The 25,018-nt window shown below is 43.0% G+C and carries 25 protein-coding genes; 21 read left to right on the forward strand and 4 right to left on the reverse strand.

The window, feature by feature from the left end:
• Positions 1–131 precede the first annotated feature (131 nt).
• Entirely contained in the window at positions 132–842 is a 711-nt protein-coding gene (locus ACY8DT_RS08505) for a DUF542 domain-containing protein (protein WP_462419879.1), read from the forward strand.
• Between the two features lie 52 nt (positions 843–894).
• Here ACY8DT_RS08505 and pnpS read toward each other — a convergent pair whose 3' ends face one another.
• Both pnpS and ACY8DT_RS08515 read right to left on the reverse strand, forming a co-directional pair.
• A complete protein-coding gene (gene pnpS / locus ACY8DT_RS08510) occupies positions 895–2,685 on the reverse strand; it encodes a two-component system histidine kinase PnpS (protein ID WP_462419880.1) in 1,791 nt (596 codons plus the stop codon).
• On the reverse strand, positions 2,682–3,377 hold the full coding sequence (locus ACY8DT_RS08515; RefSeq protein WP_462419881.1) for a response regulator transcription factor: 696 nt from the start codon (positions 3,375–3,377) through the stop codon (positions 2,682–2,684). The genes pnpS and ACY8DT_RS08515 overlap by 4 nt, the downstream gene beginning before the upstream one ends.
• 195 nt (positions 3,378–3,572) lie before the next feature.
• On the opposite strand from ACY8DT_RS08515, the gene ACY8DT_RS08520 reads away from it, so the two are divergent.
• From ACY8DT_RS08520 to ACY8DT_RS08570, 11 genes are all read left to right on the forward strand, one after another.
• Positions 3,573–7,244 (forward strand): nitrate reductase subunit alpha, encoded by a 3,672-nt coding sequence (locus tag ACY8DT_RS08520; RefSeq protein ID WP_462419882.1) that lies wholly within the window; start codon positions 3,573–3,575, stop codon positions 7,242–7,244.
• Positions 7,234–8,787 (forward strand): nitrate reductase subunit beta, encoded by a 1,554-nt coding sequence (gene narH / locus ACY8DT_RS08525; protein WP_462419883.1) that lies wholly within the window; start codon positions 7,234–7,236, stop codon positions 8,785–8,787. The genes ACY8DT_RS08520 and narH overlap by 11 nt, the downstream gene beginning before the upstream one ends.
• Complete coding sequence (gene narJ / locus ACY8DT_RS08530; protein ID WP_462419884.1) at positions 8,780–9,358, forward strand: nitrate reductase molybdenum cofactor assembly chaperone; 579 nt, start codon at positions 8,780–8,782, stop codon at positions 9,356–9,358. The genes narH and narJ overlap by 8 nt, the downstream gene beginning before the upstream one ends.
• A complete protein-coding gene (narI, locus tag ACY8DT_RS08535; RefSeq protein ID WP_462419885.1) occupies positions 9,351–10,025 on the forward strand; it encodes a respiratory nitrate reductase subunit gamma in 675 nt (224 codons plus the stop codon). Before narJ ends, narI begins: the two co-directional genes overlap by 8 nt.
• A 30-nt stretch (positions 10,026–10,055) precedes the next feature.
• Complete coding sequence (locus ACY8DT_RS08540; RefSeq protein WP_462419886.1) at positions 10,056–10,511, forward strand: GAF domain-containing protein; 456 nt, start codon at positions 10,056–10,058, stop codon at positions 10,509–10,511.
• Positions 10,508–11,551 (forward strand): sensor histidine kinase, encoded by a 1,044-nt coding sequence (locus tag ACY8DT_RS08545; RefSeq protein WP_462419887.1) that lies wholly within the window; start codon positions 10,508–10,510, stop codon positions 11,549–11,551. The genes ACY8DT_RS08540 and ACY8DT_RS08545 overlap by 4 nt, the downstream gene beginning before the upstream one ends.
• Positions 11,548–12,198 (forward strand): response regulator, encoded by a 651-nt coding sequence (locus ACY8DT_RS08550; protein ID WP_462419888.1) that lies wholly within the window; start codon positions 11,548–11,550, stop codon positions 12,196–12,198. Before ACY8DT_RS08545 ends, ACY8DT_RS08550 begins: the two co-directional genes overlap by 4 nt.
• A gap of 19 nt (positions 12,199–12,217) precedes the next feature.
• Positions 12,218–12,748: a hemerythrin domain-containing protein gene (locus ACY8DT_RS08555; RefSeq protein ID WP_462419889.1), complete on the forward strand. Its 531-nt coding sequence runs from the start codon at positions 12,218–12,220 to the stop codon at positions 12,746–12,748.
• 94 nt (positions 12,749–12,842) lie between these two features.
• Positions 12,843–14,012 (forward strand): nitrate/nitrite transporter, encoded by a 1,170-nt coding sequence (locus tag ACY8DT_RS08560; protein ID WP_462419890.1) that lies wholly within the window; start codon positions 12,843–12,845, stop codon positions 14,010–14,012.
• A gap of 12 nt (positions 14,013–14,024) precedes the next feature.
• The gene (locus ACY8DT_RS08565) at positions 14,025–15,029 is read left to right on the forward strand and encodes a ThiF family adenylyltransferase (RefSeq protein WP_462419891.1); all 1,005 of its coding nucleotides are present in this window, start codon (positions 14,025–14,027) and stop codon (positions 15,027–15,029) included.
• Positions 15,030–15,039: 10 nt separating this feature from the next.
• Positions 15,040–15,546 carry a MogA/MoaB family molybdenum cofactor biosynthesis protein gene (locus ACY8DT_RS08570; RefSeq protein ID WP_462419892.1) on the forward strand — a complete coding sequence of 169 codons (507 nt, stop codon included), beginning with the start codon at positions 15,040–15,042 and terminating at the stop codon, positions 15,544–15,546.
• A gap of 427 nt (positions 15,547–15,973) precedes the next feature.
• On the opposite strand, the gene moaC is transcribed toward ACY8DT_RS08570, so the two are convergent.
• Positions 15,974–16,453, reverse strand: a complete 480-nt coding sequence (moaC, locus tag ACY8DT_RS08575; protein ID WP_462419893.1) for a cyclic pyranopterin monophosphate synthase MoaC — start codon at positions 16,451–16,453, stop codon at positions 15,974–15,976.
• Between the two features lie 63 nt (positions 16,454–16,516).
• Here moaC and ACY8DT_RS08580 point away from each other — a divergent pair, with 63 nt between their 5' ends.
• Genes ACY8DT_RS08580 through fakB form a run of 9 tightly spaced genes read left to right on the forward strand, consistent with a single transcriptional unit; the run spans position 16,517 to position 24,600 of the window.
• On the forward strand, positions 16,517–17,776 hold the full coding sequence (locus tag ACY8DT_RS08580; protein WP_462419894.1) for a molybdopterin molybdotransferase MoeA: 1,260 nt from the start codon (positions 16,517–16,519) through the stop codon (positions 17,774–17,776).
• Entirely contained in the window at positions 17,777–18,232 is a 456-nt protein-coding gene (gene mobB, locus ACY8DT_RS08585) for a molybdopterin-guanine dinucleotide biosynthesis protein B (RefSeq protein WP_462419895.1), read from the forward strand. It begins immediately after the preceding gene.
• Complete coding sequence (locus ACY8DT_RS08590) at positions 18,229–18,672, forward strand: molybdenum cofactor biosynthesis protein MoaE (protein WP_462419896.1); 444 nt, start codon at positions 18,229–18,231, stop codon at positions 18,670–18,672. The genes mobB and ACY8DT_RS08590 overlap by 4 nt, the downstream gene beginning before the upstream one ends.
• Positions 18,672–18,908, forward strand: coding sequence for a MoaD/ThiS family protein (locus ACY8DT_RS08595; protein ID WP_462419897.1), 237 nt, complete (start codon positions 18,672–18,674; stop codon positions 18,906–18,908). The genes ACY8DT_RS08590 and ACY8DT_RS08595 overlap by 1 nt, the downstream gene beginning before the upstream one ends.
• On the forward strand, positions 18,908–19,495 hold the full coding sequence (mobA, locus tag ACY8DT_RS08600; RefSeq protein WP_462419898.1) for a molybdenum cofactor guanylyltransferase: 588 nt from the start codon (positions 18,908–18,910) through the stop codon (positions 19,493–19,495). Before ACY8DT_RS08595 ends, mobA begins: the two co-directional genes overlap by 1 nt.
• Entirely contained in the window at positions 19,492–20,517 is a 1,026-nt protein-coding gene (gene moaA / locus ACY8DT_RS08605) for a GTP 3',8-cyclase MoaA (RefSeq protein WP_462419899.1), read from the forward strand. Before mobA ends, moaA begins: the two co-directional genes overlap by 4 nt.
• Before the next feature lie 53 nt (positions 20,518–20,570).
• Complete coding sequence (locus tag ACY8DT_RS08610; protein WP_462419900.1) at positions 20,571–22,139, forward strand: ATP-binding cassette domain-containing protein; 1,569 nt, start codon at positions 20,571–20,573, stop codon at positions 22,137–22,139.
• Entirely contained in the window at positions 22,139–23,695 is a 1,557-nt protein-coding gene (locus tag ACY8DT_RS08615; protein WP_462419901.1) for an amino acid ABC transporter ATP-binding/permease protein, read from the forward strand. Before ACY8DT_RS08610 ends, ACY8DT_RS08615 begins: the two co-directional genes overlap by 1 nt.
• A 53-nt stretch (positions 23,696–23,748) precedes the next feature.
• The gene (gene fakB, locus ACY8DT_RS08620; RefSeq protein WP_462419902.1) at positions 23,749–24,600 is read left to right on the forward strand and encodes a fatty acid kinase binding subunit FakB; all 852 of its coding nucleotides are present in this window, start codon (positions 23,749–23,751) and stop codon (positions 24,598–24,600) included.
• A gap of 14 nt (positions 24,601–24,614) precedes the next feature.
• On the opposite strand, the gene ACY8DT_RS08625 is transcribed toward fakB, so the two are convergent.
• Positions 24,615–24,926, reverse strand: coding sequence for a MarR family winged helix-turn-helix transcriptional regulator (locus ACY8DT_RS08625; protein ID WP_462419903.1), 312 nt, complete (start codon positions 24,924–24,926; stop codon positions 24,615–24,617).
• Positions 24,927–25,018: the final 92 nt, after the last annotated feature.

Below are 25,018 nucleotides of genomic sequence, written 5' to 3' on the forward strand. Positions count from 1 at the left end.
TATAGACCTCCATGGCATTTATTAATAATTATATAATACCCTGAGATAACTTTCATTAAACTGACTGCAATAGGTTTTAAAATTATAATTATGGTAATAATACTAATAACGAGACAAGGAGGCACCACTTTATGAAAATTATTACATCCGACATGTCATTAAATGAAATTGTCAGCGAAGCGCCAGGAGCAGGAAACATCTTCAGGGAATTGAGAATAGATTTCATCCACAGCGGTGATAAAACTTTGAAAGAAATCGCGCTTGAGAAAAATTTAAACCTTGATAATCTGATTTATGAAATCAATGAACTGGGTCCGACAAACGAGGACGGTATTGATTTGAAATACATGGATGAAAAAAGTGTTTTGACATATATCCAAAGAAAATATCATGACGATTTAAAAGACGAGCTGCCTGTACTTGATGAATATCTGGAACAGGCCGTCAAGCAGAATAAAAAGCAGCAGCCGGAATTGGAAGAGGTCGGGGAATTATTTAAAAATATAAAATCAACTTTCCTGGAGCATATCGACAATGAGGACAATACAGTATTTGAAATGCTTGAAACATACTTGGATGCTCCGAATTCCCATCATTTTGAAGCTGTGAAACCTCATATTACAAGCTTGAAATCAGAGCACGAAAATCTTGCGAAAAACTTTTACGAATTAAGAGCACTGACTAATGATTACACATTGGACAGCAGCGCAACGGCTGAGCTCAGACTTGTCTACCATCGTCTTGAAAAGCTGGAAAAGGATTCATTCAACCATTTCTATCTGGAAAACAATAAACTTTTTGAAGGGATTTACGACAAACAGAAAGCAATATCCGATTTTTAAAAAGGAACCCCTGATCTATAAGAAAAACTTCATTTACAGATCAGGGGTTTAATTATGCTTGCTGGATGGGGAATGTAACTTTGAATGTTGTACCTTCTCCTTCGATACTGCTGACTTCGATATCACCTTGATGGGAATCTACGAGGTGTTTGACTATCGCGAGCCCGAGTCCTGTTCCTCCGGAGTTTCTGGAACGTGCTTTATCAACTCTGTAAAACCGTTCAAATACGCGGGGTACGCTTTCTTCCGGGATGCCGATACCAGTGTCACTGATGTATATACGGACATCGTCCTCGGTCACTTCCATGGAGATGTCAATCTTGCCGCCTTCTGACGTATAGTTTATTGAGTTGGCAATCAGATTCAACAGAATCTGATTGAGCCTGTCGCTGTCACCTTCGATAATGACTTCTTCCGTTGACAAAGGCAAAGTCACTTCCAAAGATTTTTCTGAAATGGATTTGGACAGAGTCTGGGTAATTCTGTGTATAAGAGAAACAAGGTCCACATTGTTTAAATTCAGAGGTGTGACTTTATTTTCAATTCTTGAAAGGTGCAGCAATTCGCGTATCAGACGGTCGAGCCGCTCACTTTCATTGTATATGATCTCAAGAAAAGATCTGGCTGTCGCTTCATCTTTCACTTCTCCGCCGAGCAATGTTTCTGAAAACCCTTTGACCGATGTGACAGGTGTTTTCAACTCATGGGAAACGTTGGCTACAAAATCGCTCCGCATTTTTTCCAATCTTTTAAGGTTGGTGATGTCATGAAGCACAATGATGACACCGCGCTGCTTCCATCCATTTCCGTAAAAAGGACCAAAGTGAGAATCGTATACGTTTTTGGAAAGATTCTCAGAAGTGATCTCCTCATGTATTTTTTCGTTATCTTCAAAGACTTCTGCAATATATTGTCGAAGATTGAGATTGTCACTAAAATCAGTATAATGCTGACCGACAATATGCTGGTTATGCTGCTCTAAAAAACGCTCCATCGCTGAGTTGATCATTAGAATTCGGCCTTCCTGATTAACAAGCATCACACCGCTTACCATATTGGATAATATCGTGGACAGCTGTTGTTCGTTTTCATGAAGTGCACGCATCTGATTTTGCAGGTTTGCTGCCAGCTCATTCACTGAATGGGAGAGCTCTCCGATTTCTCCTGTAACTTCGGTATGTACTCTGCTGCTGTAATCTTTTTCACCCAGACGTTTGGTCACTTTGATAATATCAGTGACCGGCCGTGTAATACTCCTGGACAGTATAGTTGCAGTAAAAGCCGCGATGACCAGGATGATGGCTAAGAAAACAGCCAGTCCGCGCCAGAACACAACCATTGTTTCATTGATGCTGTTCAAGGGGAGGGAAGTTCTGATCATGCCGATGAGTTCCCCGCTGTCATTATGGATAGGGTTGGCGACATACATCATATCTATATCTTCCGTCACGCTGTATCTGACGGATTCACCGATATTCATATCACGGTTCAAAATGTCCTGGATTTCAGGCCGGTCGATATGATTATCCATCGTTGCCGGATCTGACTCAGAGTCCGCCAGAACGACACCTTCCGTGTTGATGACTGTAAAGCGCATATTGACCGGCTCTTTAAAAAGTTCGATTCTGGACTGCAGTGCACCCGAGTCATTTTCGAGTTCTTCTGCATCAATCAGCTGAGCAACCAGTTCAGCATTTTCGTAAAGATGTTCACCCGTCATCTCCTCAAAAGCATTTTCACTGACATTAGCGACAAAGAACCATAAAAATATTAGTAAAGTTAATGTTAATAAGGAGAAAGATAACGTGATCTTAAACCACAATCGATCGATCAGCCGAGTCATTCAGCCGGACCTTCCAATTTATAGCCGAATCCGCGTATCGTCCGGATATATATCGGTTTTTTCGTATCCGTTTCGATTTTTTCACGCAGATGGCTGATATGTACGTCCACTATCCTGGTATCACCATCATATTGAAAATCCCACACACCATTAAGCAGTTGATCCCTGCTTAATACTTTACCTCTATGGTTGGCTAAATATAAAAGTAATTCAAATTCTTTTGGAGTGAGAACGAGCTGCTCACCTTTAAAAAAGACATCATACCTTTCAAGATGTATTTCCAGATCACCGATTTTAATCACCTGCTCGGATTGTTCGACGTCTTCAAATTGGGAACGCCGTAAAATTGCTTTTACACGGGCCACGACTTCACGTGGACTGAATGGCTTGGTCAAATAATCGTCGGCGCCAAGTTCCAAACCTAAAATTTTATCGAATTCATCATCTTTAGCTGTCAGCATAAGGATGGGTGTGTTTACTTTTTCCTGACGCAATGTTTTACATACATCCATACCGTCCATTCCAGGCAGCATTAAATCAAGAACTATCAGATCAGGCTTTTCTTTAAGAGCTGTATCAAGACCTTTGCGGCCGTCTTCTGCTGTTAAAACGTTATAACCTGCCTGCTCTAAATTGAATTTAAGTAAAGTTACAATAGATGGTTCGTCATCGACTACAAGAACTGTGCGCATCTAAGCGCCTCCTTTCAATTTTGAACAGCTTATACCGCTTATATTTTACCATATTGTAATGACTTAATTGACTTTCTTTACATACCCTTAACAATCTAATTTTTCAATGATTAGGACTTTCCCTAATATTATTTTGCAAAATAAAAACAGATAATAAGAGTATCTTGAAAGAAATGTATTTGGAGGAGAACGCTAATGGACAAACTCTTTGGTCTTCATTTCTTTAAACCGACAGAGAAGTTTAACGGGAATTGGTCAATATTGGAAGAAAAAAGTCGTGAATGGGAAAAAATGTATCGGCAGAGATGGAGTCATGACAAAGTCGTCAGAACGACTCATGGTGTTAACTGTACCGGTTCATGTTCATGGAAAGTGTTCGTTAAGAACGGCATCATAACATGGGAAAACCAGCAGACGGACTATCCTTCATGCGGTGCGGACATGCCTGAATATGAGCCGAGGGGCTGTCCCCGCGGTGCATCATTCTCATGGTATGAATACAGCCCGATGCGAATCAAATTTCCATACATGCGCGGAAAATTATGGCGTTTATGGCAGAATGCACTCGAGGAATTCGAAGATCCAATCAAAGCCTGGGGAAGCATCGTAGAAGACCCTGAAAAGGCAAAATTATATAAACAGGCCCGTGGCATGGGCGGCCACGTAAGAGTGACATGGAAAGATGTCACAAAACTTATTGCGGCCCAATTAATTTATACAATTAAAACACACGGACCGGACAGAATCGCAGGTTTTACGCCAATTCCTGCAATGAGCATGCTCAGCTATGCTGCAGGTTCCAGGTTCATCACCCTGCTTGGCGGAGAGATGTTGAGTTTTTACGACTGGTATGCTGACCTTCCGAATGCCTCGCCGCAAATCTGGGGTGACCAGACTGACGTACCTGAATCAGCCGACTGGTATAACTCGAATTACTTAATGATGTGGGGTTCAAACGTGCCTTTGACAAGAACTCCGGATGCCCACTTTATGACTGAAGTACGTTATAAAGGGACGAAAATAGTGTCTGTAGCGCCCGATTATGCTGAAAACGTCAAATTTGCCGATAACTGGCTGGCTCCGAATCCGGGTACGGATGCGGCACTGGCACAGGCGATGACCCACGTGATACTGGACGAATTCTACTATCAGCGCGAAGAACCAATGTTCATGAATTATGCCAAGAAATTTACGGATCTTCCTTTCATGATCATTTTGGATGATTTCAAAGATTCACTGAAGGCAGGACGTTTCCTGAGAGAAAGCGATCTTGGCATCGACAGTGAAAATGCGGACTGGAAACCGGTAATCATAGATGAAAATACCGGTGAAATGATCGCACCTAACGGCACGATGGGGCAGAGATGGGAAGAAGGCAAGAAGTGGAACTTGAATTTAAACCGTGACGACGGCTCTGAAATAGATCCGGCAATGTCAGTTGAAAAATTCGAAGGTGAACAGATCAACATTGAATTTCCATTCTTTGATAACAGCGGCAACGGCACATTCACCCGTCCGATAATGGCGAAGAAAGTGACTTTGGCCGATGGTACAACAAAATACGCTGCAACGATTTATGACTTGATGCTGTCACAGTACGGTGTGAACCGATTTGGCTCTGAGTTTGAAGCCAAAGGCTATGACGATGAAGAATCCGTATACTCACCTGCATGGCAGGAAAAAATCACATCTGTCAAACAATCCATAGTAGTACAGATCGCCCGTGAATTTGCACAAAATGCGGTGGACACTGACGGACGCTCAATGATCATCATGGGTGCCGGCATCAACCACTGGTTCAACTCCGACACCATTTACAGAGCAATTCTGAATCTGGTCATGCTGTGCGGCTGTGTCGGTAAAAACGGCGGCGGCTGGGCTCACTACGTGGGTCAGGAAAAAGTACGTCCGTATGAAGGATGGGGTCATGTTGCATTTGCCAAGGACTGGCAGGGGCCGCCCCGTCAGCAAAACGGGACAAGCTGGTTCTACTTTGCAACTGAGCAGTGGAGATATGAAGAATCCGGCGCGGACACATTACAATCGCCAACTTCTGATGATATAGATTACAAACATCCGGCCGACTACAACGTGTTGGCAGCAAGACTCGGATGGCTGCCGTCGTATCCACAATTCAATAAGAGCAGTCTTGATTTCTATGAGGAAGCGAAAGAAAAGGGTGATGATTCGGATGAAGCGGTCATCGATCTTGCAGTCGAGCAGTTGAAAAATAAAGAAACCAAATTTGCAATCGAAGATCCGACTGCACCTGAAAACCATCCGAAGACATTGTTCGTATGGCGTTCGAATTTAATATCTTCTTCAGCAAAAGGGCAGGAATACTTCATGAAACATCTGCTTGGCACGAAAAGCGGTTTGCTTGCATCTCCGAACGAGGACTTTAAACCGGACGAGGTCGAGTGGGGAGAAGATGTTGAAGGGAAATTAGATTTACTTATTTCAATAGACTTCAGAATGACAGCAACACCAATTTACTCGGACATAGTATTACCTGCTGCCACATGGTACGAGAAGCATGATATTTCAAGTACGGATATGCACCCGTTCATTCATCCGTTCAACCCGGCAGTCGACCCATTATGGGAATCCAAATCAGACTGGAACATATTCCGTGACCTGGCTAAAGGATTTACAAATATGGCAGAAGAACACTTACCGGGTAAATATAAGGATTTAGTCACATCACCTTTGGCGCATGATACAGATCAGGAAATTTCACAGCCTTTAGGTTTGGTGAAGGACTGGTCGAAAGGTGAAATCGAGGCAATTCCAGGCAAGACGATGCCGGCATTCAAAGTTGTCGAGAGAGACTTTACACAAGTGTACGATAAGTTTATTACAGCAGGACCTGGATTCAGAGGAAAAATCGGTGCACATGGTGTATCCTTCGACGTAACCGAGCAGCATGAAGAACTTAAATCTATGAATGGTGTCTACACTGACGGTTCAATTAAAGACGGTCTGCCAAAAATGGATACAGCAAGAAGAGCGGCCGATGTCGTTCTGCATGTTTCATCATGTGCCAACGGTGTGGTATCCCAAAAATCATATGCAGATCTTGAAGAGCAGACGGGTCAGGAGTTACGGGACATTTCGAGTGCACGTGAGAATGAAAAGATCACATTCAATAATATTACTGCCCAGCCGAGAGAAGTGATTCCGACGGCGGTATTCCCAGGGTCCAACAAGCAGGGCAGACGCTACAATCCATTTACGACAAACATTGAAAGAGATGTACCGTTCAGAACTTTGACCGGCAGACAGTCATTCTACATCGACCACAATATGTTCCTTCAATTCGGGGAAGCGTTGCCGGTGTATAAACCGACATTACCGCCGATGGTCTTCGGTTCTAAAGATAAGAAAATCAAAGGTGGAGTGGACTCATTAGTCCTACGGTATTTAACACCGCACGGTAAGTGGAATATTCATTCGACTTATCAGGATAACTTACACATGCTGACACTGTTCAGAGGCGGGCCGACAGTCTGGATATCCAATGTGGATGCTGAAAAGCACGACATTGATGACAACGAATGGCTGGAAGTGTACAACAGAAACGGTGTTGTTGCAGCAAGAGCAGTAGTGTCACACAGAATGCCGGAAGGTACGATGTTCATGTATCACGCTCAGGATAAACACATTGAAGTACCCGGCTCAGAAATTACAGATACACGCGGCGGAAGCCACAACGCACCAACGAGAATTCATATGAAACCTACTCAGATGGTAGGCGGTTATGCACAGATAAGTTACGGATTCAATTATTACGGTCCGATTGGTAACCAAAGGGATGTATACGTAGCTGTAAGAAAAATGAAGGAGGTCAATTGGCTTGAAGATTAAAGCGCAAATTGCAATGGTGATGAACTTGGACAAATGTATTGGATGTCATACGTGCAGTGTAACTTGTAAGAGTACTTGGACGAACAGACCTGGTGCTGAATATATGTGGTTCAACAACGTTGAGACTAAACCGGGGATCGGTTACCCGAAACGCTGGGAAGACCAGGAGCACTACAAGGGCGGATGGAAACTTAAAAATGGCCGCCTGGAACTGAAAAGCGGTACTAAATTATCCAAGATTGCTTTAGGTAAGATTTTCTACAACCCTGACATGCCTGAAATGAAAGAATACTACGAACCTTGGACTTACAATTATCAGGATCTGATCACCAAGGAAGAAAGTGAACACAGTCCGGTTGCCACAGCACGTTCTGTAGTATCCGGTGAGAAAATGGATCTGGAATGGGGACCGAACTGGGAGGATGACCTTGCAGGCGGACATATTACAGGCCCTCAGGACCCTAACATCCAACAGATTGAAGAAGAAATCAAATTCAACTTTGAAAAAACATTCATGATGTACCTGCCTAGACTTTGTGAACACTGTCTGAACCCGAGCTGTGTAGCGAGCTGTCCATCAGGTGCAATGTACAAACGTGACGAAGATGGAATTGTTTTAGTTGACCAGGAAGCATGCCGCGGCTGGAGATATTGTATGACCGGCTGTCCGTACAAGAAAGTATACTTCAACTGGAAAACAAACAAAGCTGAAAAATGTACGTTCTGTTTCCCACGTGTGGAAGCTGGACTGCCGACAGTTTGTTCTGAAACATGTACAGGCAGAATGCGTTATTTAGGCGTTCTTCTCTATGATGCTGACCGTGTGCTTGAAGCGGCATCTGTAGAAGATGAAAAAGACCTTTATGAAGCTCAGCTTGATTTGTTCCTTGACCCTAATGACCCTGAAGTTATTGCACAGGCAGAAAAAGACGGCATCTCCGATGACTGGATTGAAGCGGCACAAAACTCACCGGTTTATAAACTGGCAGTGGAATATAAGCTTGCATTCCCGCTTCACCCGGAATACCGTACAATGCCGATGGTCTGGTATTGTCCACCACTGAGCCCGATCATGAACTATTTTGAAGGTAAAGACTCAATCAAAAATCCGGATGCGATTTTCCCTGCAATCGAAGAGATGAGAATTCCGCTCCAGTATCTTGCAAATATGCTTACAGCAGGCGATGTTGAACCTGTTAAAGCTGCCCTTCAGAAAATGGCGATGATGCGTCAGTATATGAGAGCAATATCAAGCGGTAAAGATTTCGATGAAAGCAGATTAGACCGTGTGGGCATGACAGCGAATGAAACGAAGATGATGTATCGTTTACTTGCAATTGCAAAATACGAAGATCGTTTTGTGATACCGACTTCCCACCGTGAGCAGTATACAGATCCATACCGTGCGCAAGGGTCGACAGGGTACGGCTTTGGCGGAGATGATTGTGATGGCTGTGGTCCGGTAATGGCATCCACTACAAGCAATCAGACCGGCAAAGAGATTTATGAACAGAATTTCTATGGGGGAATTTGGCGTGATTAATCTTGAAGAACTTCATAAATATAAAGGTTCATTTGGATTTTTCTCAAATCAGCTGACTTTTCCAAGTGAAATAGATTTTCATCCAAGGGAGTTTGATGGGGCGTTCGATGCGTCCCATCCCGCTTACCCTTATATCAAGCAATACTGGGAAGATATGCATGACATCAGTCTGGATGATATTCAGCAGGTCTATACACAGACCTTTGATTTTGACAGAGATACCAACCTGTATATGACATATTTTAAATTTGAAGATCAGAAAGAACGGGGCCAGATGCTGGCCAAGCTGAAAGTATTATATGAAATGTTTGGTTTGAAGATGCCTGATAATGAGCTGAGTGACTTCCTGCCTCTTATGCTGGAATTTCTATATGCTGCAGAATGGCGCGGAGACGAACGCGCACAGGAAAGCCTGACACTTTTAATCATGGTGTTGGAAGATGGTACATATCATATGATCCAAGCTTTAGAAAGAAATAAAAGTCCGTACTTCAACTTGATTAAAGGCTTGCGGGAAACTTTTAAAGCATGTGTAGATGAGTCGACGAAAGAGGGCGAGCAAAATGTTTGAGCAATTTTTGTGGGTGATTTTTCCCTATCTATGTATCGCTATTTTTATCGTCGGTCATATTTGGCGGTATAGAATCGACCAATTTGGCTGGACGGCAAAATCAAGTGAATTTATTGAAAAGAAACAATTGATGATTGGAAGCATTATGTTCCACTTTGCAGTAATACCTGTATTTATCGGCCACATTGTAGGTTTGTTCATACCTGCCCACTGGCTGAGTGCAATCGGTGTCACTGATCATATCTACCATTTGGGTGCGCTGTATGTAGGTGGTTTTTTTGGAGTCGTTTTGTTGGTGGGCATGTTTTTACTGACATTCCGCAGAATTACCAATAAGTCGATTCGCCGTTTAAGTTCAGCTTCGGATATGATTGTAAATTTCCTGCTTCTTTTTATAACTTTCATGGGTGTGTATGCTACACTGATAACAAATAATATTGTGACAGATTTCGATTATCGTCAGACGATTTCAGTGTGGGTAAGAGGTCTTGCTACATTTTCACCGGATGCTGCAGTAATGTCAGATGTACCTCTGTCATTTAAAATCCATGTTCTTGCTGCATTCGTAATCTTTGCACTATGGCCTGCAACCCGGCTTGTGCATGCTTGGAGCTTACCGTTCAACTATGTTGGTAGAAGTTATATAGTCTATCGCAGGCACAAATAGGCGATGGATTAAAATTGGTGGGAGATACTTATGAATCAATCAATAAGGGATACATTGCATTACCTAAAAGAAAAATACCACTTTGAAATCATTGCTTTGACTGACACTACCAACAGTCGTGGAAATTTTACATTTAAATGGAAATACGTTTTCGGCAGTGAAAATCAACGCTGGAAAAGGATGGAGCTTAGAAAAGGGGCCGGCGTACCCGGATTGGTATTGAAAACCGGTAAGTCACTGGTGGTGCAGGATGTCAGAGAAATATATGATGATGAGGCATTATTCCGGTTTCCCATCTTATATTTTGAGAAGATAAGGACCTTTATAGCAATGCCAATCTGGAGCGATGATGAAGTGGTTGTAGGGGTGCTTGTTTTAGGTAATAGAAAACCGGGTCAGATCAGCGAATCGGTGTACGAGTCATTAAAAACTGATGTGGAAGAAACATTACGCATAGAAATATTAAAAGAGATGATGGCTATATGAAAACACATGACTTGACGTCGCTCTTAAAAGCGATGTTTCATCAATCAAAAGAGATGATTATATTTGTAGACAGACATGGCGAAATTGTATATATGAATGAAGAAGCACAAATTACATTAGACGAACGAGATTATGACCGCAATCAATTTGTAAATATTTGCGGTCATTGTTTAGGTATGGGCGATGATGCCACTTATGATTGCAGTAACTGCTTTCTAATGTCTAAAGAAAAATTGACATTTCAAGTATATATGCGCACCCGCAGTGGGGAGAAAGTGGCATATGTAGCTAATTTCCAACAGATCGATCATGAAAATAGCATCAGTGTTTTTACTTTGAATCCTTTATCGGAACTTATGAAACAACAGGAATTTGAACATCAGAAACTGCTGACACAAAGAATCATCCAGGCGCAGGAGAATGAAAGAAAAAGGATATCAAGGGATTTACATGACGGTGTGACCCAGGAATTGTTGAATCTGCTGCTGGAGATGAGATTGTTCAAATATACTTCAGACAGAGAAGAACTGGATGAGAAAATAAAAAATTCCGAGGACACGCTCAGCTATCTGTTGGATTATGTGAGAAATATCTCAGTGGAACTAAGACCGGCCAGTCTGGATGATTTAGGCATAGAAGCGGCTTTAAAAACGCATTTTAAATGGACTGAAAAACAATACGGAGTACTGGTGGACTTTGATACCAATCTAAAGCGTCAACGCTATCAGCCTGAAATAGAGACGGTCGTCTACCGTGTGATTCAGGAAGCTGTATTCAATGCTGCAAAGTATTCAGAGAGCGATGAAATATCAGTCAAACTCCAGGAAGTTTTATCATACAACACTGTGCACATCCATTTTGAAATCAAAGATGAGGGTGCAGGCTTTATTATGGAAGATGATCCCAAAGGCTCAGGGCTTGGTTTATTTGGCATGCATGAAAGGATCAGTGGCGTTGACGGTTCGTTGAATATTAACAGTGAACCGGGAATCGGCACTACGGTTGAAGGATTTATACCGGTGGAGGAGAGTATAGTATGAAACTAGTTATTGCAGATGATCATGCTGTCGTCAGAACCGGTTTTACCATGCTGCTCAATTATCAGGAAGATATGGAAGTGATCGGTACTGCAGCAGATGGCACGCAGGCTTTCGAAAAAGTGAAAGAGCTCTCTCCTGACGTCCTTCTGTTAGATTTGAGTATGCCTCCTGGTGAATCCGGGCTGTTTGCGGCAAGTAAAATACATGACGTTTTTCCGGATGTAAAAATTTTGATTCTCACCATGTATGATGATGAGGAGTATATCACCCATACATTTAAAAGTGGTGCATTGGGTTATATATTAAAGAACTCACCGGATGACGAATTGATCCGTGCGATAAGAACAGTTGCCAAAGGAGAAAGATATATCGATCCCGTGCTGATGAATGAATCGTTTGAAAAATTTCTGAGCAATGATGAAACTCTGGAGCATGAAAGAGAACCATTTAACATACTGACCCAGAGAGAATTAGAAATCCTGCCGCTTGTAGCAAGAGGCTACGGCAATAAAGATATTGCTGAAATGCTTTATATTTCGGTTAAAACTGTAGAAGCGCATAAATCCAGAATTATGGATAAGCTCGATTTATCATCGAGACCGGAATTAGTGGAATATGCTGTAAAAAAGAAGCTTTTTGATATTTAATGATAGGTGATGGATATCCGTGGGGACAAATGAATTTAAATTTAAAGTTAAGGCACTTCGTGTTTTAGAAAATGAACATCATTATATCAGGCATCTGATGAATGAATGGTTCCAATTTGTATTGAAGTTTGAGAATGATGATGTATACAGCCGTCTTGAAGGCATGATGGCGATTAAAGAAATCAGAGAAAAACTAAAAGCTTTCCGCATTCCTTTAAAAAAGCACCAGGAAAAAGAAGAAAAGTATTTTTTTCCGATGCTCGGCGTTTATATCGGCTATGAACAAGGTCCGATTTTATCAATAGAAGAAGAGCATGCAGAGATTGATTCCTATATCGATCATTTCCTTCACCATTCTGAACAGGTGTCTACAGAGATGAGTATCAGTACGATGCAGGATATGGTGGGAGATGTTATGGAAGCGTATGAAGTATTGATGGTACATATGGTAAAGGAAGAGGCTGTACTGTTCGATATGGCCGAAAAGATGTTAAAGGAAATTGATGAAGAAGTTTTACTGGAACAAGTGAATACATTAATTGTAGAATAACAGGATTTTTATAGGGATTTCCCTCTTTCAACGCTTTCTGATTCGTTTTATAATAACATTGTAAATAAAATCACAAACTAGTGAGGTTGATCGTATGTCAGAGACTATGGGAAAAAAACAGTTATTTCTTCAAACGTTCAGTTTATTGGTTGGATTTATGGTGTGGACACTGCTCGCACCGCTATTTCCGGAAATTGTGAAGGATATTCCGGAAGCTGCTTCACAGCAGGCGTTAATCATTGCTTTACCAACTATACTGGGCTCTATTTTGAGAATACCGTTCAGTATAATGACGAATAAAATTGGAGCAAGAGTAGTATATTTGGCGAGCTTTATCTTTTTGCTGATTCCGGTCTTCTATTTGAGTATAGCGACGACGACGACTGATTTGATCATTGCGGCTGTATTTTTAGGAATAGGGGGAGCGACCTTCAGTATAGGTGTTACTTCCTTACCTAAATATTATGAAAAGAACAAACACGGTTTCGTCAACGGCGTTTACGGCATGGGTAATATCGGTACAGCGGTAACGAGTTTTGGTGCCCCTGTGCTGGCGGGTGTGTTAGGCGGCTGGCAGGCAGCTGTACAGACTTACCTGATTGTCCTTGCACTATTCGCCCTCTTGCAGTTCTTCCTCGGAGATAAGGGTGAGAAGAAAGTCAATCTGCCGCTTGGTAAACAGTTTAAAGAAGCAATGTCTGATTACAGATTCTATTTCCTGAACTACTGGTACTTCATTACATTCGGGGTATTCGTAGCATTCGGTATTTTCCTGCCGAACTACCTGGTGCAGTTTTTTGAACTGTCCACTGCTGATGCCGGATTCAGAACAGCGGGTTTCATTGTCATTGCGACACTGCTAAGGCCGGTCGGCGGTATGCTTGGAGATAAATTCGATCCGATTACCATGGTAATGGCTTCATTTATCGGACTGACAATTTCAGGGCTGCTGCTGTCATTTACTTATGAAAGTCTCCTCATGTTTACAATCGGCTGTTTACTGACATCGGTATTCGCAGGTATCGGAAACGGTCTTGTGTTTAAGTTCGTACCAATGTACTTCTCGAAGCAGTCTGGAATCGCAAACGGTTTTGTAGCAATGATGGGCGGACTCGGTGGATTTTTCCCGCCACTTGTCATGCAGTCGACTTTCGAAGCGACAGGCACATATATGCTTGCATTCCACCTTCTGACAGGTGCGTGCGTGATCGCTTTGTTTACAATGCTCTACTTGCGTAGTAAAGTTAAGGCAAATAGTATTTAGAGAGTGAAAATGATGAATAGATATTCAAGACAGACTTTATTCAACAAAATAGGAAGTGAAGGACAGCGCCTCATCCAGTCCCGTACGGTACTCATCGTCGGGGTGGGGGCGCTTGGTTCGCTTTCAAGCGAAATGCTTGCGAGAGCCGGTGTCAAGAAGATGATTCTGATTGACCGGGACTATGTCGAAATGTCAAATTTACAGAGGCAGACATTGTATACAGAGGATGACGCCAATGAAAAAGTGCCCAAAGTCATCGCTGCGAAAGAACGTCTCGAACATATCAGGAGTGATATGGAATTAGAGACACATATCGCTCATGCCGACGCCATCTTGATGGAATCTCTTGCAAATAAGGCGGACATCATATTGGACGGTACGGATAATTTCGATACGAGAATGCTGATTAATGACGTGGCATTCAAGCTGAACAAACCATGGGTGAATGCAGCATGTGTGGAAGCATCTTATTCCAGCTGCGGTTTTGTGCCGGGGATGACTCCGTGCTACAGATGTCTCGTGCCGGTGCTGCCGACAACGACATTGACTTGTGATACTGTCGGTGTTATTTCTCCTGCAGTGCACATGGCGGTGTCAGAGCAGGTGACCACAGCATTCAAAATCATGACAGAGCAGTTTGAAGCGCCGTATTATATGCGGATGGGCAACACATGGGACATGGATCACATGAAGTTCAAGATAGACGGTATGAAAGATCCGGAGTGTCCGACATGCGGCACACATGAGTTTCCTGAGCTCAGAGCGGGGAGTAGAGGCCAGATGTCGATGCGTCTATGCGGCAGAGATACGGTACAGTATATAGATGAACGGCTGACGAAGGATACTGTAGTGAAAGCACTCGCGATCCGCGATATAGCCATGAACGAAACACCATATTTTGTCGAGTTCAAGTATGATGACTACCGTATAGTAAGTTTCAATAACGGGCGTTTATTAATCCATGGTGCAGATCAGACGAATAAAGCAAGAACCATAGTGAATCAATTATTCGGATAGGAGAATATACATGAGCATTGTTGAAAGAATTGATCGCGATATTAATGTTGCGGTGATTACTGTAAGTGATACGAGAACTGTAGAAACTGACAAAGGCGGTAAGCTGGTCCAGGAATACCTGGCAGATATCAACACTGTGATTGAAGAAGACAACTACGAAATTGTCAAAGACGACATCGCATCGATTAAAGAAGCCGTGTCCGGAATGCTGGACAAAGGCGTAGATGCGGTTATTACAACAGGCGGCACAGGTATTGCGAAAAGAGATGTGACAATCGAGGCGGTCAGAACATTCTTCGATAAAGAAGTTGAAGGATTCGGAGAGATTTTCCGTATGCTGAGCTACACGGAAGACATCGGTTCAAGAAGTATCCTTTCCAGAGCGGTGGCAGGAACACACGCCAACCAGATAATCATTTCAATGCCAGGTTCAAGCGGTGCAGTGAAGCTGGCAATGGAAAAGTTAGTCGTACCCGAACTGAACCACCTCGTGTTCGAAGTGACTAAAGAAGACTGACATCTAAAAATGGGTCCCTGTCATATGCAAATTATGGTGGGGTTTTTGTATTTTGCTACGTCCTGCCGTGCAGCTGAGCCAGGAATTATCTCTAACTAAACGTTTGAGACAAGCAGCCGTGCAGCTGAGCCAGCAATCGCCTCTAACTAAACGTTTGAGACAAGCAGCCGTGCAGCTGAGCCAGCAATCGCCTCTAACTAAACGTTTGAGACAAGCAGCCGTGCAGCTGAGCCAGCAATCGCCTCTAACTAAACGTTTGTGGCAGTCAGCCGTGCAGCTGAGCAAGATAAAACGGCCAACTGAACGGCTGCGGTAAAACCCTGCTCACACAGCCATGGGAAATTTGCCAAGTGAGCAGAAAAATAAAAAAACTGCTCACTCAGAGACGAAATGTACTCCAGGTGAGCAGGCAGAAATTACTATTCAGTTATTCGGCTGTATAGTCTCCTGACTTGCCGCCGGACTTCGAGATGAGTTTCGTCTCGTGAATGATCATGCCTTTATCGAGTGCCTTACACATGTCGTAGACGGTGAGTGCTGCGGCGCTCGCTGCTGTCAGTGCTTCCATTTCTACACCGGTCTGTCCTTTTGTCTTAACTTCCGTAATGATGTTCAGAAGATAACCTGAATCTGTGTTCCAGCTGAATGAAATATCGACGCCTGACAGTGAGAGCGGATGGCACATCGGTATTATCTGATGAGTATTTTTTGCTGCCATGATTCCTGCGATCTGTGCAACGGACAGGACGTCTCCTTTCTTGATTTTATCTTCGGTAATTGCATCATATATATCTTCAGTGACTTCTACAGAGCTTGATGCTCTCGCGATTCTGGTAGAGACCTCTTTATTTGAGACATCAACCATTTTGGCCCGTCCTTCTTCATTAAAGTGAGTAAAATCTGTCAATTCAACCATCCTTTCTAGTACAATAGATTATAACAGAAAAAGTTTTAGAAAGTAGGAGACTTAATGACTTTAAATAGAAAACCGATTCAAGTGAGCGAAGCAGTGGGACTGGTGCTGGAGAATACAGCGGTAACGGATACGGAAGTCGTATCCTACCTTGAGGCACACGGACGCATTCTGGCAAATGATCTTGTCGCAACGCATGACGTGCCTTTATTTACGAAGTCGGCGATGGACGGTTTCGCCATCAGGGCGAAGGACTCGGAAGGGGCAAGCGGAGATAATCGTGTGCCGTTCAAAGTGGTCGAAGAGGTACCGGCGGGTTCTACGAGTGATTACGAACTGCAGGAAAACGAAGCGTTCAGAATCATGACGGGTGCAGAGATTCCTGAGAGTGCGGATACTGTCGTGATGTTCGAACAGGCTAAAGAAACAGACGATGGATTTACAGTCCGTAAAACTTTTAAACCGGATGATAACATTGCCGTGCAGGGAGAAGAGAGTTCCAAAGGTGATATCATTTTAGAGAAGGGTGCTCTCATCAATCCGGGAACTGTCGCTGTTCTGGCAACATTCGGATACAGCGAAGTTGAAGTATTTAAAAAGCCGGTCGTCGGTGTTTTATCGACAGGCAGTGAGCTCTTGGATGTCGATGACGAGCTGGTCCGGGGTAAAATCAGAAACTCGAATACACCGATGATTCTTGCGCAGCTTAAGAGGGCAGGCGTAGAAGGTAAGAGGTATCACATGCAGAGTGATGATCTGGATACGCTGCATGACAATATAAAACAGATGCTGGAAGAGGTGGATATGATCATTACGACCGGCGGTGTTTCTGTCGGAGATTATGATCTTCTGCCGAAGATCTATGACAAGCTCGGTGCGGATGTACTGTTCAACAAAGTTGCGATGAGACCCGGCAGTGTGACGACAGTCAGCAGGCTGGGTGATAAATTCCTGTTCGGTTTAAGCGGCAATCCATCTGCATGTTATTCAGGATTTGAATTGTTCGTCCGTCCTGCCATACAGGCGATGATGTCTTCTGAAAATGTGCATGCACCGTTTATCGATGCGACACTCGATGAAGATTTTACAAAGCCGAATCCGTTCACGCGCTTCATTCGTGCAGAAGTTCAATATATTAATGGACAGGTGTATGCAAAACCTTCCGGATTCAATAAGTCCAATGCGGTCACTTCGATTGCAAAAAGTAATGGTGTCATCGTCATGCCGGGCGGTACCCGTGGATTTGAAAAAGGTGATGCAGTCAAAGTGATGATGACTGATGTGACTTCAAGTGCTGACCGTTTCGGAGTGGAATAGATGAAGATTCTGCAGGTGACCGGTTTTAAAAACAGCGGTAAGACGACGACCGTGAACCGCATGGTCGAATATTTGAAAGAACAGAATTACAAAGTGGCCGTCATAAAACATCATCATCGTGACGAAGTGCATGACGCGTCGACCGATACGGGGAAATTTATCGAAACCGGCTCGGATTACACAATTTTGAATACACCCGGCACCGTGATGACTGTTGAAAATAAAGAGCCGGATCTGAAACAGCAGATAGACGAATTTTCCGGGCTTGTGGATTTTATTTTGATAGAAGGCTATAAAGAAGAGGGGCATCCTAAAATTTTTATGGAGTATTCTTTCAAAAGCGGTCACACAAATTTAAAAAATATCAGTCTTCCGAATGTGTTAAAGTCTTTTGATATACGTTATGATGAAGAGGCTATCATGACTTGGTTTAAAGAATGGAGTATAGATGAATGAAACAGTTTGAAGTAGTTGAAACACCACTTGAACCGATGGAGTATCACGATTTTGTCTTAAATGAAAAGCAGGGTGCAATCTGTACATTCACCGGGCATGTCAGGGAATGGACAAAAGGCACTCAGACGATATATTTGGAATATGAAGCATATGTTCCAATGGCTGAAAAGATGCTCGCCCAGATCGGCGACGAGATTTCAGAACGCTGGCCGGGAGTGCTGACTTCAATCGGCCACCGTATCGGCAAACTGGATATATCCGACATTGCTGTAGTCATTGTCACCAGCTCACCGCACAGAGCGGACAGCTACAGGGCAAATGAGTACGCAGTCGACCGTTTGAAAGAGATTGTGCCGATATGGAAAAAAGAAATATGGTCTGATGGTGAAGAGTGGATCGGAGATTCCCGTCATTATCATTCCAGTATAGAGGAGAAATAATGATGAAAGTAATGCTTTTTGCCGGTTTGAAGGAAAAAGTGGGCAATGACGTTATCGAATTGGACACGGATGATTCGATGAAAGTTATAGATTTGAAAAACAGGATTTATGCAGACTACCCGGCCCTCGACGGAGAGGTATTCCAGGTTGCGAGCAATGAATCATTCGTTAAAGATGATCATACTTTATCAAGCGGAGATATGGTTGCTCTGATACCTCCTGTGAGCGGCGGCTGATGAAGACAATCGGTGTCGTGCTGGCGGGCGGCAGATCGACCCGTTTCGGCGAACAGAAAAGTCTGTATGAATTCAACGGTAAGAAGATGTATCAGCATGTCTACGATGTTTTATCGGATGCTGGATTATGTGATGAAATTGTTATCAATACAAACAAGGCTCTTGCACCGTATTTTGATTATGAGACAGTCATAGATGATGAAAACTATCAGGATTACGGACCGCTCGGCGGTCTGTATGCAGCAGCGAAAGCCTTTCCCGGAGACAGATTGTTGGTCGTCTCATGCGACACGCCTTTTATTACAGCGGAATGGCTGAAAAAGCTGCATGATTCGGCAGTGTCCAATCCAAATACTTTCATTGTCTCAACAGAAGATGATAAAATGCATCCAACAATCAGTGTCTTCCAGTGTACTGATTTAAAAGATGAATTGGAAGGCCAGCTACAGTCGGAACGGTTGAGCTTCAAGGCGTTCTTCAATAATAAGGATGTCAAAATGCTCGATGTATCCGAGACAGAAGAGAGCCCCGAAATATTCAGGAATATAAATTATAAAAGTGATATAGAACAAGGAGGGATGCTATGACTGAACAGATTACAGATAAGTTTGGCAGGCCGATAAGAGACCTTCGCATCTCTGTAACAGATAAATGTAATTTCAGATGCCGCTACTGCATGCCTAAGGAGATTTTTGGCGATGATTTTCAATTCATGAAACAGGATGAACTGCTGTCCTTTGAAGAAATTGAACGGATCGCAAAAATATATGCAGGTATGGGTGTTAAAAAATTACGGATTACCGGTGGTGAGCCGCTCCTCCGTAAAGATTTACACGAGCTGATAGCAGTATTGAATGATATAGAAGGTATTGAAGATATCGGACTGACGACGAACGGTCTGTTATTGAAGAAACATGGCCAAAAGTTGTACGATGCCGGACTTCGCAGATTGAACATCAGCCTTGATGCACTGGATGATGAACTGTTCGGACAGATAAACGACAGGGGCATCGGTACATCGAGAATACTGGAACAGATCAAATACGCACAGTCCATCGGTTTTGAAATCAAAGTGAACATGGTGGTCCAAAGAGGCCTGAATGAACACGAAATTGTACCAATGACACGTTATTTCAAAGAGCTGGACGATGTCACACTGCGCTTCATAGAGTTTATGGACGTTGGTAATGATAACGGCTGGAATTTCGATAAAGTGGTCACTAAAAAAGAAATTATGGAGATTCTGGACAAAGAGTTTGATCTGGAACCGCGTTCTCCGAAATATTACGGTGAAGTGGCCAAAGTGTACCGCCATACAGATGCAAAATCATATTTGGGCTTCATTACAAGCGTGTCAGAGAGCTTCTGTTCTACATGTACACGTGCGAGACTGTCATCCGATGGTAAATTCTACGGCTGTCTGTTTGCTGTAGAAGGGTTTGATATCAAGACTTTAATGCGTGAAGGCATAGACGATTCAGAGCTCCAGGATATTCTGGTCGGCGTATGGAATAAGCGTGACGACCGTTATTCTGAAATCAGGACTGAAATCACTGAAGAGAGACGACAGGCACGTAAGAAAATTAATATGAGTTATATTGGCGGATAAAACGTGAAGATTACTTCGCGTTTTTTTCAAATCTATTATAGGAAGCGTTAAGAATGAAAATGGAATTTCCAAGGAAATGGCTGATGATTTATGCATTAATCTCTTTAGTGATGATCATATTTTATGTCTTTTTTGGACATCATCTGTCAGTCATTTTATCTGATTTCATTGTTGGAGATCAGACATTATCATATACTCTGCTCATATGGATGCTCGTATATTTCACGGCATTCATATCTTTGCGTGCAATTTATCAATACAGTACAGCCCATGTCGCACATAGACGCATGGAGCACTACGGAAACCGGTTGTTATCCAAAGTGAATGATACGACAAATAAGAAATCAGAGTCCTTCTTAAATGCATTATATGTACATTTGGAAAAATACCGGCCGTTTGAGCAGGTGTTCATACCGACAATAGTCAATACGATGGTGAAGCTGACGGTCATCATCATCGTCCTGTTTTTCATCCACAGGAATGCGGCCGTCATCCTGCTTCTGACAGCCCCCTTCGTACCGCTCTATTACGTGCTGGTGGGGCTGCAGACAAGGGATGAGTCATATAAACAGGCCTCTCAATTCGATGATATGGGGACTTTATTTTTAAATCTCGTGCGCGGTAAGGATACCGTCCGTTACACAGGTTCGAGAGCGTCCGTCAAAGAGAGGCTGGAAGAGAATAATAAAGATTTCGTAACACAGACGATGAAAATTTTGAAATATGCATTCCAATCCTCTTTGATGCTCGAGTTCATAACGATACTCGGTATCGGCCTTGTGGCACTTGAAATCGGACTCCAGATCATCATATTTGAAAATATCACTTTCTATGCAGCCTTCTTCACACTGCTGCTCGCCCCGGAATTTTATAATGCACTTAAAGTGTTGGGCGTTGAATTCCATAACGGCCAGCTGGCAAGAGGACACTTGGACAAAGTGGACGAATGGCTCAAGTCACCGGCAAAGCATGAAGAGTACAGAACCATATCAGGCTCAGATTCATATGCCGTCGAACTTGAAAATGTGGATATCGGCTTTGGTGAAAGAGTGCTGGCCGAAGATATAAATATCAGGTTCAGGCCGCAGACGATCAATGCCATTACCGGTCCTTCCGGAGAGGGGAAGACGACACTTTTAAAAACGATTGTCGGTCTACTGCCGCCGGAGAGTGGGAATGTCAAACTGTCCACAGTGGATATCGGCTATATTTCCGATGAACTTTATTTTAATGACAGTACATTATTCGACTACCTCTCCGACGGAGAAGCCGGCGAGGAAGCGGTGTTGGATATACTTCGGAAACTGAAGCTGATGGACAGTGTGAATAAGCTGACCGAAGGCATCCATACGGCGATCGTCAATAATAATGTGCCGTTTTCAGGCGGTGAAATCGTCCGTTTGAAAATAGCACGCGTTCTTTTAAAACGGCCGGGCATCATCGTCATGGATGAGCCGACCGAATTTCTGGATGCTGAAACAGAAAGTATAGTGCTTGACCATTTGAATGAATTCAAAGAATTCTCAACAATCATTGCGGTCGTTCACAGACAGAGACTGCTGAATATCAGTGACACACATTATCACCTTGAGAATAGAAAGCTCGAAAGGGGTGATATATGATGGAATATTTAAGAGATGAAAAAAAGCATGTCATCTACAGTATACTGCTCGGAGTCGCCGGCAGTCTGATCGGCATATCGATTTTCGGACTCAGTGGCTATATGATCAGCCTGAGCTTTTTCGAGCCGCCGATATTCGTCATCCTGCTGATCATTTCAATGATAAAATTATTCGGAATGACCAAGGGCGGATTGAAATATTTAGAACGGCTCCTGTCGCACAACTCAACATTTAAACTCATTTCAAGAATGCGCACACGGTATTTCGAATCGACTTTATCAGATGATGAAGACAGGCACAACGTCCGTTTCATCCAGACATTGAGCCGCCACTTCGAAGATATTGAGAATTATTATATTACCATCATCTATCCTTACGTCGTCGCGGCACTGCTGTCGATCGTCATCATACTGTTATCGGCATTGCTGAATACCGTCATGGTGGTCATCTCATTGATTGTTGCATTGCTGATGCTCGTCATCCTGCCATTTGTATTCAGCAGATGGGATGACAAAATCGATGCGGAATACGATCGACTGGATACAAATGCATTTCTTAAAACGTATCAGTTCATCCATGGTTTCACGGATCTTTTCATCGATGGCAAAAATACGCAAGTTCAGTCGGATATTGATAAGCAGTTAAAATCAATCAGCCTGAATAAAAACCGGAAAAGCTTTAAAGATTCAATGATTGATTTTTTGAGCGGTATGATACAGCTCGGTGTCATCACTGGAGTAATCCTGTTGATGCAGGATGATCACATATTTTTAATTCCGATGCTGATATTGCTGGTCATCAGTTACTTTGAAGTGTTGACGCCGGTTGTTGAACCGGCAAGCCAATACTTCAATACAAAGCAGAAAGTTGAGCAGATTGAAAATGACGCGTCGAATATCGGAAGTGAACCGAAGTACTCCGGGCGGGGCTTGACTTTAAGCAATGTTTCTTTTAAATACCCTGCCGGTGCATACGACGCACTGACAGACGTCAGTATGACGGTGAATGACGGAGAGAAGCATGTAATCATCGGCAGCAGCGGATCTGGTAAGACCACACTCCTCAATCAGTTGATCGACAAACGGAAAATGGGCGTCATGCCGCAGCATCTGGACTTTTATAATGCGACCATCCGGGACAACTTGACGATGTTCAATCATTTTAAAATATCTGATGAGCAAATAAAAAGCCTGCTCGTTGAGTTTGGCCTGGGACACTTCAATCCTGAAGATTTTGTTTATTATACAGGCCAGCTGTCAGGCGGCGAACAGAAGAGACTGCATTTTATCCGGATGATCATAGAGGATAGAAATTGGTGGATACTGGACGAGCCTTCGGCCAAGCTGAATAAAGAACTGCAGAAAAAAGTCTGGCAGACAATTTTAAGCAGACAGACCGTCATTGTAAGTACACATGATCTGTCTTACATTCATGAATTTGACCGTATACACTTTATTGAGAGAGGCCGCATCATGGAAAGCGGCACGTATGAAGACTTGATGGGGCGTAAAGGTGCCGTCTATGAAGCGGTTAAAAGATTCAGGGATTATTTGTAGATGGGCTGTGCATCATGCTACACTCAACATGATATGTATTGAGGAGGAAAATTGTGAAAAAATACGCGATCGTAACTGATTCTGCATCAGGTCTGGAACAATCTTTTATCGAGGAACATGATATTAAAGTATTGCCGATGTCTGTCATCGTCGATGGGATTGCATATAAAGACGGTGTGGATAAATCTGTCACAGAGATTTATAACCTATTGAAAGAAAGTGGTGAAGGCGCAAAGACTTCACAGCCGACCATCGGTGAATTCATGGAGATATATGAAGAGATAGAACAGGATGACCAATACGACTCTGTGATTTCAATCCATGCATCAAGCGAACTCACGGGAACATACCAGAGTGCGCTGAGTGTCTCTAAAGAAATTTCCAAACCGGCGGTCGTCATCGACTCCAGAATCGGCAGCTATCCCATGAGAAAAATGATCGATCGTGTGGTGGAGGGCAGAAAGAATGGAGAAACTTTGGAAGATGTTGAAGCTGAGATTGAAAAAATGATTCAAAATACTCAGTTGTATCTGCTGCCGCACAGTTTTTCACAGCTGAGAAAAAGCGGACGGGTGTCTGCATCACAATCTGTACTTGCAACGTTACTGCAGGTTCAGCTCAAACTTGAGTTCGAAGAAGGAAAAGTGATTGTGGGACATAAAGTCAGGACGAAGAAAAAGATGATCTCGCATATTCTGCAGACTTTGGAAAGTCACATTAAAGATGATGCGATTAAAACACTCGCTATTGTTTATGCCGGACATGAATCACTTGCGTCAGAATGGAAAAATACCATCCAGAAGCATTTGCCCAACTTGAATTTAGTATTTGAACCGCTCGTGCCGGTCGCCGGCGTCCACGTCGGACACGGCACAATCGGTTTCGGGTTGGTCAAAGGACAATAAAAATAACTCAGCCGTTACGGCTGAGTTATTTTTAATTTATTTAAATCTGAATTTATCAGTCTAAGTGTCTCCAAAAGTTCATCATTCTTTTCCCGGCTCAATGAAAGATGCTCGGTAAATAATGAAAATCTATGCCCGATTTTTTCTTCTAAACGGCTGCCTTCTTCAGTTGCTGATACATATACATGCCTTTGATCGTACATATCTCTTTCACGCTTGACGTACCCCAGATTTTCAATTCTTTTAATCAGGGGCGAGATAGTGGCATTGTCGAGCTGAAGCATCTCTGCTATTGTTTTTAAGTTTAACTTTTCGTGTTTCCACAAAAGAGTCAAAACCAAATATTGTGTATATGTCAAGTCAGTATCGTGCAGAACGTGACTCGAATAGAAGCGGTTCACTTGTCGCTGTATATTGT

The organism is Salinicoccus sp. Marseille-QA3875 (assembly GCF_054950095.1).

Bases quoted from the DNA above. Each gene is read 5' to 3' on its own strand.
- ACY8DT_RS08505 (WP_462419879.1), top strand. From the start codon at position 132: ATGAAAATTATTACATCCGACATGTCATTAAATGAAATTGTCAGCGAA.
- pnpS (WP_462419880.1), bottom strand. From the start codon at position 2,685: ATGACTCGGCTGATCGATCGATTGTGGTTTAAGATCACGTTATCTTTC.
- ACY8DT_RS08515 (WP_462419881.1), bottom strand. From the start codon at position 3,377: ATGCGCACAGTTCTTGTAGTCGATGACGAACCATCTATTGTAACTTTA.
- ACY8DT_RS08520 (WP_462419882.1), top strand. From the start codon at position 3,573: ATGGACAAACTCTTTGGTCTTCATTTCTTTAAACCGACAGAGAAGTTT.
- narI (WP_462419885.1), top strand. From the start codon at position 9,351: ATGTTTGAGCAATTTTTGTGGGTGATTTTTCCCTATCTATGTATCGCT.
- ACY8DT_RS08540 (WP_462419886.1), top strand. From the start codon at position 10,056: ATGAATCAATCAATAAGGGATACATTGCATTACCTAAAAGAAAAATAC.
- ACY8DT_RS08545 (WP_462419887.1), top strand. From the start codon at position 10,508: ATGAAAACACATGACTTGACGTCGCTCTTAAAAGCGATGTTTCATCAA.
- ACY8DT_RS08550 (WP_462419888.1), top strand. From the start codon at position 11,548: ATGAAACTAGTTATTGCAGATGATCATGCTGTCGTCAGAACCGGTTTT.
- ACY8DT_RS08560 (WP_462419890.1), top strand. From the start codon at position 12,843: ATGTCAGAGACTATGGGAAAAAAACAGTTATTTCTTCAAACGTTCAGT.
- ACY8DT_RS08565 (WP_462419891.1), top strand. From the start codon at position 14,025: ATGAATAGATATTCAAGACAGACTTTATTCAACAAAATAGGAAGTGAA.
- ACY8DT_RS08570 (WP_462419892.1), top strand. From the start codon at position 15,040: ATGAGCATTGTTGAAAGAATTGATCGCGATATTAATGTTGCGGTGATT.
- ACY8DT_RS08580 (WP_462419894.1), top strand. From the start codon at position 16,517: ATGACTTTAAATAGAAAACCGATTCAAGTGAGCGAAGCAGTGGGACTG.
- mobB (WP_462419895.1), top strand. From the start codon at position 17,777: ATGAAGATTCTGCAGGTGACCGGTTTTAAAAACAGCGGTAAGACGACG.
- ACY8DT_RS08590 (WP_462419896.1), top strand. From the start codon at position 18,229: ATGAAACAGTTTGAAGTAGTTGAAACACCACTTGAACCGATGGAGTAT.
- ACY8DT_RS08595 (WP_462419897.1), top strand. From the start codon at position 18,672: ATGATGAAAGTAATGCTTTTTGCCGGTTTGAAGGAAAAAGTGGGCAAT.
- mobA (WP_462419898.1), top strand. From the start codon at position 18,908: ATGAAGACAATCGGTGTCGTGCTGGCGGGCGGCAGATCGACCCGTTTC.
- moaA (WP_462419899.1), top strand. From the start codon at position 19,492: ATGACTGAACAGATTACAGATAAGTTTGGCAGGCCGATAAGAGACCTT.
- ACY8DT_RS08610 (WP_462419900.1), top strand. From the start codon at position 20,571: ATGAAAATGGAATTTCCAAGGAAATGGCTGATGATTTATGCATTAATC.
- ACY8DT_RS08615 (WP_462419901.1), top strand. From the start codon at position 22,139: ATGGAATATTTAAGAGATGAAAAAAAGCATGTCATCTACAGTATACTG.